General features: G+C 61.2%; 8 protein-coding genes and 1 pseudogene. 2 read left to right on the top strand and 7 right to left on the bottom strand.

Annotated elements, in window-relative coordinates; all coding sequences use genetic code 11:
* Positions 1-287: 287 nt before the first annotated feature.
* The 4 genes and pseudogenes from ACP7A3_RS14130 to ACP7A3_RS14115 all read right to left on the bottom strand — a co-directional run bounded on the left by ACP7A3_RS14130 (position 288) and on the right by ACP7A3_RS14115 (position 3615).
* On the bottom strand, positions 288-803 hold the full coding sequence (locus ACP7A3_RS14130; protein ID WP_426278414.1) for a hypothetical protein: 516 nt from the start codon (positions 801-803) through the stop codon (positions 288-290).
* Between the two features lie 192 nt (positions 804-995).
* Complete coding sequence (locus ACP7A3_RS14125) at positions 996-1325, bottom strand: hypothetical protein (RefSeq protein ID WP_426256035.1); 330 nt, start codon at positions 1323-1325, stop codon at positions 996-998.
* Between the two features lie 154 nt (positions 1326-1479).
* On the bottom strand, positions 1480-2310 hold the full coding sequence (locus ACP7A3_RS14120; RefSeq protein ID WP_426256034.1) for an alpha/beta hydrolase family protein: 831 nt from the start codon (positions 2308-2310) through the stop codon (positions 1480-1482).
* 588 nt (positions 2311-2898) lie between these two features.
* Positions 2899-3615 (bottom strand): annotated as a pseudogene (locus ACP7A3_RS14115) (IS6 family transposase).
* Positions 3616-3783: 168 nt separating this feature from the next.
* Between ACP7A3_RS14115 and ACP7A3_RS14110 the strand changes: the two are divergent.
* A complete protein-coding gene (locus ACP7A3_RS14110) occupies positions 3784-4353 on the top strand; it encodes a Dps family protein (RefSeq protein WP_426256033.1) in 570 nt (189 codons plus the stop codon).
* Positions 4354-4381: 28 nt separating this feature from the next.
* Complete coding sequence (locus ACP7A3_RS14105) at positions 4382-5884, top strand: FAD-dependent oxidoreductase (protein WP_426256032.1); 1503 nt, start codon at positions 4382-4384, stop codon at positions 5882-5884.
* A 409-nt stretch (positions 5885-6293) separates the two neighbouring features.
* Here ACP7A3_RS14105 and ACP7A3_RS14100 read toward each other — a convergent pair whose 3' ends face one another.
* From ACP7A3_RS14100 to ACP7A3_RS14090, 3 genes are read right to left on the bottom strand one after another with little or no spacing between them, the layout of a single operon-like run.
* The gene (locus tag ACP7A3_RS14100) at positions 6294-6578 is read right to left on the bottom strand and encodes a DUF3325 domain-containing protein (protein WP_426256031.1); all 285 of its coding nucleotides are present in this window, start codon (positions 6576-6578) and stop codon (positions 6294-6296) included.
* Positions 6575-8167: a PepSY-associated TM helix domain-containing protein gene (locus ACP7A3_RS14095; RefSeq protein WP_426256030.1), complete on the bottom strand. Its 1593-nt coding sequence runs from the start codon at positions 8165-8167 to the stop codon at positions 6575-6577. The genes ACP7A3_RS14100 and ACP7A3_RS14095 overlap by 4 nt, the downstream gene beginning before the upstream one ends.
* On the bottom strand, positions 8164-8343 hold the full coding sequence (locus ACP7A3_RS14090) for a hypothetical protein (RefSeq protein ID WP_426256029.1): 180 nt from the start codon (positions 8341-8343) through the stop codon (positions 8164-8166). The genes ACP7A3_RS14095 and ACP7A3_RS14090 overlap by 4 nt, the downstream gene beginning before the upstream one ends.
* Between the last annotated feature and the right edge of the window lie 198 nt (positions 8344-8541).

Below are 8541 nucleotides of genomic sequence, written 5' to 3'. Positions count from 1 at the left end.
GGTCGCCGGCGACTGGCCCGCCACCCGCTGGGACGAGCTGATGCCGTGGAACTGGGTGCCCCAGACAGATCAGCCAACAGCCCAAGCCGCATAAACTGCGGTCCTCACGCCACGCTTACCAATCAGGGCCAGATCGGTTTATTAGTCAGGCGGCTGTATGCCTAGCGCCATCTCAAAGCTCGCCCGGAGCTGTCCAAGGAGGATCGAATTTCGGGAATAGATGATCGCGTTAGGCAACCAGGTCAAAACGCGAAGGGAACGCATATCCCACTCGATAATATTCCGCTTTATCGGACAGCCTCGAACGACCCGAACGTCACAGCGGTGGTAATCCGACCCGATTTGCCGAGCATGGAACCATTTATAATGCTTGCGGATGCCGCTGGCACAATAGAACCGCTCGATAGGGGAACATACCGCGCACTGATGTCAATGCTCTGCACCGAGGCCACCATCATTATCCTAAAATTCTTAGTGGATGTGAAGCGAACCCGCTCTACAAACGGCACCTTACCTTTGACGTTCACTTCTGCTTCCGCTTGGGTATCGGCGGAAGCATCATGTGAACCGATCGTAATTACGCCCGCAGGCAAGCGGCTAAAGCGGTAGGTAACATATCCAGGTGCTGTGTCAGTTCGCACTGCTGGCGCGCCAAACCACTCTGCCAATTCACGGTACGACGGGGTATTCCCTTTCCTAGATTTTCGTGATTGCTCTATGTCTTTAGGGCTTGGAGCGTGTCCATCTACGCTGACCAGCGACCACCGCTGACCAGCTTGGCCGCGCGGATCATAGCGCTCCACAAGCACTCTACGTGCTGAGCCAGTCCTTTCCAGTATCATGCTACGCTGGAAGCTATACGCTTCAGGGTTAGTGCTACTAATGCCCTGAAGGAGCCTGTTTTGCAGCTCGTCTGCTCTCGATTCAACCGCGGTGAGGGAGCACGAAATGAATACGACATATTTGATGCCAGAAGTCAGCATAACACCTCGATTTCAGAAAGGCAGCTTTAGCCGGAACATGATACGATTGCTCGTCACCCCTGGCGCAAGCTCCTTTTGCTCTGTTTCGGCAGCGCCCTTAAGATCGCCCACAAGGGTCGTTTCCGCTCGTCGGTTGGGTTCGTATCGGGAGGTATCCAGAGGCTTAAGGCGGTAGCGACCGTTTGCATCACGACGGCCACATACCAGTATTTCGGTGTCGTCTGTCGGCGAGGGTTCGGGCGAACATGGCTTCAAAATCTTGATCGACTGTAGATCGAAATCAATCGGGTGCACTTGCTCAGCAGTTGTGACCGGTTCCTGCAAAACCACTATTGCCAACATGCGACTGCTCCCCGCCCACAACCTCCGTCATGATTACGGCAAGCGTGTGTCAACCACGCAGGTGCGCGGGGTTCGGTTTCCCGCAAAGGAACGGCGATCGAGACGGCCGGGCTGTCTCACAGAGGATGGTGAAATAGGAATTACAAAGGCTGCTTCAGTCTGCTGGCTTTCCCATAAAGCGTTCGACGGCCTCACCTCCCTGAGGTGACGATAGAGCTTTGCCGTGACCGCCCGGCACTTCGACGAACGTCACCGTGGCGCCGACCTTATTCAGATCAGCAGCGAAACGCCTTGCTGTTTTCGCGCTGACCGTTTTGTCTGCATCGCCCGCGATCACGAGGATTGGTGTATGGGAGGCGACGGCATAGCCCCCATAGTCGAACCGCTTAAGATCGTCGGAGACCTTCACTCGGATGAATGGCTTGAGCATGGTCGGGATCATGTTGCGAGCGACCGCCGGAATATCTGCCGCTGTCGCCTCCAGTATCAACCCTGCAAAGCCGCCGGTCCTGGCTACGTTCGACGCGGTCGCGCCGCCCAGCGAAAAGCCGTAGGAGTATAGCGGCCCGGCTGCTATCCAGCCTTCCTGCCGCAGGCCCGCCATCAACGCGGGGCCAAAGGCAATGAGTGCATCCGTCGTCTTCAGCACAGTCGTACCGCCCCGCCCGGGATAATCGAACGTCACGATGTCGGCACCGGTCACGCTCGCAAGCTCGTTCAGCCGGTTTCCGGAATTGGAGATAAACGACCCGTTGCCTCCGCTATAGATCACCGTAGCACGGTTACCCGACTTCCTAATCCGAGCGACATGCACGTCGCCAAGGTTTGCCAGGCTGATGATCCGGTCCTGCCGAGAGTAGCCCGCCAGCACCTGCACCGCAGGCGTTACAGGTTCCTGCATGGTGGGCAGCAGTGACGATTGTTCGATAGTGGCGGTGCAACCGCTCAATGCGAAGATCAGGCCAATGGCGAAGGTCAAACGCAACGGGTACGTCTCCGAAGGATCGTTACTACATCGTTCCATAATTTTGTATACTGTGCCAGCAATTATGAACGGAAGGGGCATTCCCGATTGGGAACCAATGACGGGAATCCCGCCGCGCCGATCGCAACCACAGCCGTTCGACGCGCCCGCTTTCCCAAAATCTGTTCCCGAATGCACTTTCCCAAAACGGCTGGATGGAGACGGAGAAATGGGAAAGTGGCGAGCGTCCCAACGACCGCGTTTTGGGAGAGCGCTGGCCCCCGGGTGCGGCCGAAATGAGCCAGGCGACGGTCAGCCGCGCCGTGGCCGATGAGACCCACAAGTGGACGTTCAGGCCGCCCTGCTCGCTTCCCAGCTTCGGTCACTCATTCATGTTAAGTGATCCGCTCGCTGGAAGCGACGTGTCGAGGACGCGGATCGGCGAAAAGTGTGACATTTCTGCCGCTCACCGGCGACGCGGCGAACAGCGGGCCTTATCAAATGCCGACGTCAGCGATCGCACCTCTGATCTCATTGGCCGACTGGGTGCTGTCAGTCTAACGCGAACCGCTCTTCACACGATGCATGTCGGTCTTTGAAGGCCGCGGCCTAGCTTATAAGGCCCTGCCACTCCGCCAGTGCGGCGGAGCGTCGTTCGCGATAGGTCTGGCGGTCGATGAGGTGGCGCTCGAGGCTGAAGTGGTTGTGGACGTTGGCGTGGACGGACGCAAACTTCTGTAGCGTCTTCGTCTGCCTGAACCGCAGCATCGCCCGCTCACTTCGTCGGAATGGCAGATGGCTGTTTTCTAGCCTGTTGTTCGCCCAGCGACCGATCTCCTGTCGGTCGCGGCAGCCCAGTTCATCCATGGCGGCACCGTAGCTGCGCAGGCCGTCCGTCGTGATCGTCTCGGGTGCACCGTGGCGCCTCATAGCCTTCTTTATGAAGGCCAGCGCCGCCCCCTTGTCGCGCGTCTTCGTGACATAGGTCTCCAGTGCCTCGCCCTCGTGATTCACCGCGCGCCACGGGTAGACCATCTCGCCATTCAGCTTCACGTACATCTCGTCTAGGTGTCAGCGCCAATGACGAAAGTCGCGCATCCGGCTGACCCGCTGGCGGCGGATGTCACCGGCGAAGAGCGGACCGAACCTGTTCCACTACAGCCGCACCGTTTCGTGGCAGATGTCGATACCGCGCTCGAACAGCAGATCCTCCACGTTTCTCAGCGACAGCGGGAACCGGACGTACATTAGCACCACCAGCCGAATCACCTTGGGCGAGGAGTTCAAGTACCGAAACGGCGAAGCTGGCTTGCGAGCGCGGGGCATGCTCCTGCCCGACCCCGTGCAGCCCATCAGCACAGCCAGTGCATTTTGTCTGACGGAGCCCGTCCGACCGCTATTGGGGTGCGTGCGCCTGGGACCCGTATGGATGCAAGGGAACCCTTAGGCATATCAATCACTTTGGCAGCACGTCGATGGGACCGGAGCGAAATCATGGCAAAAAAAGATCAGGCGCAACCCAAGTATCAGATGGAATATCGCGAAATTCAGGCGTTCGGCACGTTGAAGGATCTGCCACTTGGCCTGTCAGACAACGCGCGCAAGCAAAGCGTCGAGATTCTCAATCAAGTCCTGGCTGACACGATGATGCTGCGCGACTTATACAAAAAGCATCACTGGCAGATGTCGGGTGCGACTTTCTATCAGCTTCATCTTCTGCTAGACGCACATTATGAGAAGCAAGCCGAGCTAGTAGACATGGTTGCCGAACGAATCCAGTCGCTGGGCGGGATTAGCATCGCAACCCCGCATGATGTGGCCGAACTGACTAAAATTCCGCGTCCGCCAAAGGGGCGCGAGGATGTACCGACGATGCTCGCGCGATTGCTGGAGGCGCATCGCATCGTACTGGAAGAGGCGCACGAAGGCGCGAAGGCTGCCGATGAGTCAGGCGATGACGGCACGAACGACCTGCTGGTGAGCGACATCATTCGCACTGGCGAGCCCCAAGTGTGGTTCATCGGCGAGCATTTGGCCGCAACAGCGCTGCAGCGCGCGGACTAATTGGGCCTCTGGACGGAAGGGCGCGGCGATGGTGAAACGTGATCTGGTGAACGGCATTGACTCAACCGATTTGACGGAGGGACAGATCGTCGCGGCCAAAGTCAACGGCACCGACGTGGTGCTCGTTCGGCATGAAGGTCGAGTGTGTGCGCTTTCTGGTTTGTGTACGCATCTCAAGGCCCCGCTGTCGGAGGGCATCTTGGTCGACGGCACGATCCGTTGCCCTTGGCACCACGCTCGATTCGACGTCGCAACAGGCGAGGCGGTTGGAGCGCCTGCCTTTCAGCCCTTGGCAAAATTCGAGCTCACGGAAGAGGACGGAGTGATCCGGGTCGGTGCGCCATCGTCCGCCGACATCCGGGTTTCGAACTCGTCCGCGCCCGAGATGGGGCAGATCGTCATCGTTGGTGCAGGGGCCGCGGGCCATGCCTGCGCCGAGATGCTGGCGCGGCACGGTGCGGGTGCCTCAGTGACCCTAATAAGCGACGAAGCCGACGCACCCTACGACCGCACCTTCTGCTCGAAGCAATATCTTGCCGGTAAAGCCGATCGTGATGGCATGACTTTGCCTACTATGGACGGTGTCATCCTCCATACCGGGGTACGCGTCGCCGCGATCATGCGCGAAGACAAGAAGGTGGCATTCGATGACGGTGTCACCCTCCCCTATGACACGCTTATCCTCGCCACCGGCGCTGAACCGCTCTCCCCAGATTTTTACGGGGCTGAGCGAAACGACGTCTACGTGGTGCGGACAGTAAGCGATGCCGATCACCTGATCACAGCGAGCACGCAGGCAACACGAGCTATCGTCGTTGGGTCGAGCTACATCGGTCTGGAAGTCGCGGCCTCGTTGATTGCACGCGGGCTCGAGGTGTCAGTCATATCTGACACCGAGTTGCCACTGCAAAAGACCGCTGGCAACGAGGTTGGGGTAATGGTGCGTGACTTGCACCGCGCGAAAGGCGTGACGTTCTATGCGGATCGTCATGTCGCGCGGTGGGATGGTAGCGTGGCGACGTTGGACGACGGCACCCGCGTTGAAGGCGACCTAATCGTTGCGGGCATTGGCGTCACACCGCGGCTGGAACTGGCCCAGGCCGCCGGACTGTTGTTGGCAGAGAAGGCGGATGGCGGGGGCGTTCAGGTTGATGATCATCTGCGCACTTCCGACGCTGCGATCCACGCCATTGGAGATATTGCCAGCGCACCCGATCGTCGTCTTGGGCGTTCGATCCGGGTAGAGCATTGGGTAGTGGCGCAGCGCATGGGACAATGGTTGGCTCGGCACCTGCTAGGACAGGTGCCAGCCGGCTACGATGACGCGCCATTTTTCTGGTCGAGTCATTACGACCTCAGCCTCCGCTATGTGGGCCACGTCGCGTCTCCTGAAGATCGGATAGTCGAGGGTGACGTCAGTGCACAGGATTTCGCCGTGCATTTCAAAGAGAATGGGCGCGAGCAAGCTCTGCTTACCGCTGGGCGCGATCGGCTGTCGCTAGAGCGTGAGCAAGAATGGGAGAAGCGCTAACGCGTTTATCAGCTCTGCTTCGCGTCTGCAGTTTATGGGCCGAACATAATTTAGCCGATCTACGTCGCGCCTTTGTGGCATCGGCGCCAAGAATCGGCCGAATGCCTTTTAAGCCCTACCGGCGCGCGCGACGCGGACCGGCTAAAGCGATTTGAACCGCCAGAGTATGAATCGTGTCAGCCCGGAGTTTACGAGTAGCAGCGGTACCGTTAAGGCTTAAGCATCCGGGAATAGTGATGTGCGCTAAAGATCGCTGAGCATCATCCAGCAACATGAACTCGGCCACACAGGCTGCCAGACTGCCAAACCTTGAGTGGATTCTTTGCCCTCAGCATTGCAGCGGTCTTCCATGGGATATCGGCGACCCTTCGGAGCCCGGCCTCATCGCGGAGGTTCGTATCGTCTCCACTCATCGATTGGCCTTCCGTGACGGTGGCTGAAGGTTGAGCCAGAGGAAGCTAGACGCTGCGCCGGCCATGACCAGGCCGGTCCACAGCACCGGCCCGAATACCCACCCCCGCGCCATGATCGCCAAGACGAAGGCGACCGCCAGCAACGTCCAGCCGGCCAGGCGCCAGCGGCGGGCGTCCGGGGCGAGCAGGCGTCGGCCGAAACGGGGTTCGTGATGGCGGTCAGTTGCAAGACCGAACGCCAGGAACGCGGCAAGCGCAAGCAGGGTAGCAAGGACGATCATTCCGTCGCGACCGCTTCTGGCAGGCGAGGCGTACCAACATCCGTTTGGATCGGGCGGGACTTGCGGACGCGGGGCTGGTGACGGGCGACGCGGCGCGCCGTCCAGCCGAAACCGGTCGCCAGCACGAGCAATACGGCATCGACCGTGACCATCGGCCAGTCGGCGCCCGCGATCCACTGGACGAGGCCCCGGTGCAGCACCAGCAAGTCACAGGCCACCACCGCGACCAGCCCGATCCCGGTCGCGGCAAGCAGCACTGACCAGCCGCGCACCGGCTTGAAGCCCAGCGCCGCCAGCGCGGCGACGCCCCAAGCGGCGAACAGCATCATTATCTCGCGCTCCGCCCGGTCGGGGGTCGTAAGCGGCAACAGCCGGTTGGCAAGGAAAAACGCGGAGCAGCCGAGCGGGAAGCCGGCGATGGCTGCGATGTTCAACCGCTCGACGATGCGGAAACCCAGCGGCGGCCAGAGCGGATCGGGCAGCTTCTGGCGCCGCTTCACCGTCCACAGGATGAGGCCGCTGGCGACCATCACCGTGCCGCCCAGTCCGCACAGGAAATACAACCAGCGCATCATTAGGTCGCCGAAGCGACCGGCGTGAAGGCCGATCATCGCGCCGTACGTCGTGACCGCGCCGTTCGGCGGGGGCGATCGCCAGATCGGGCGGCCGGTGACTCCGTCATAGGCGACGCGCGTACCATAGGTGGACAGGCTCGCCCGGCTGGCGCGGGTCATGGTGACGCGCGCTGCGGCGTCGCCGGGTTCGGCGACCTCGATGAAGCCGATCGGGCCGCCCAGCCGGTGCTCGCCGTCGCGCACTAGCGCCGCCAGATCGACCAGCGGTGCGGGGCGGTCGGCGCGGATGACCTCTCCGGCGGTGGGAAACAGCGCGGTGAACAGCTTCGTGCTGTCGGCATAGTTGGCGACCGTCGCCCAGGGCACGAGCATCGTCGCCAGCGTGACGAGGCCGGTATAGGTGATCATCAGGTGGAACGGCAGGCCGAGCACGGCGGTGGCGTTGTGGCCGTCGAGCCACGAACGCTGGCCCTTCTCCCGGCGCAGCGTGAAGAAGTCCTTGAAAATCTTCTTGTGCGTCACGATCCCCGTCAGGATCGCGACCAGCATCATCATTGCGGCAAATCCGACCAGCCAGCGCGCCCAGAGCACCGGCATGTAGTGAAGGTCGAAATGGAAGCGGTAGAAGAAATCGCCGCCCCGCGTGTCGCGTGCGGCGGGCACGCCATCCGCGCCGATCAGCGCGAACGAGTCACGCCAACGTCGCCGCTCGCCCTTCGCATTCGGATCAGGCTGCGGCAGCCAGAAAACGGTCGTGCCCGGGCCATCGGTGCCAGCAAGAGTGATGTACCACGTCTTTGCGTCGGGCGCCGTATGCGCCAGGAACCGTTGCGCGCCGGCCAGTGCGTCGATTGGCCGGCCGACGCGCGGCGTCTCCGGCCGCATCCAGCGGTTGAGCGGCTCGCGCCAATAGGCCGCCGTCCCCGCGACGAAGATGATGAACAGCACCCAGCCAAGCAGCAACCCCGACCAGGTATGGAGCGTGGCCTGCGACTGACGGAAGCCCTTGCTCATGGACGGCCCGTCGACCAGATCGAGGCACAGACGATCGCGCCAGCGACGCTGCCCGACACGAGCAGCGTCCAGGTGGCAAGCCAGCCGCTACGCGCCGCATAGGCCCACATCGCGAACCCCGCGCACAGCGCGAACGCGAGCACCGTCGCGGTGATTGTCGCAGCCTCGTTCGACATCGGTAGCAGTCTTGCCAGAGCCATCGCCCAGAGACTGGCGACGCAATAACCGAGCGGCATGGCAGCCAGGAGACGGAGCCCGCCGTCTCCCCGCCGACGCCACCTACGCGCCGTTTCCCCTCGGCGGCCGGTGAAACTTCCAGATGGTAACATGCTCGATCAGCCTCGCTGGCCGCGTTCGTTCGCCAAGGCGACCGC

Origin of the sequence: Sphingomonas sp. DC5200-1 (assembly GCF_049897245.1) — a bacterium.
In the GTDB taxonomy this organism is placed as follows: Bacteria; Pseudomonadota; Alphaproteobacteria; order Sphingomonadales; family Sphingomonadaceae; genus Sphingomonas; species Sphingomonas aquatilis.
The sequence above is the reverse complement of the archived record's forward strand: the minus strand, read 5'-3'. Positions and strand labels throughout refer to the sequence as shown.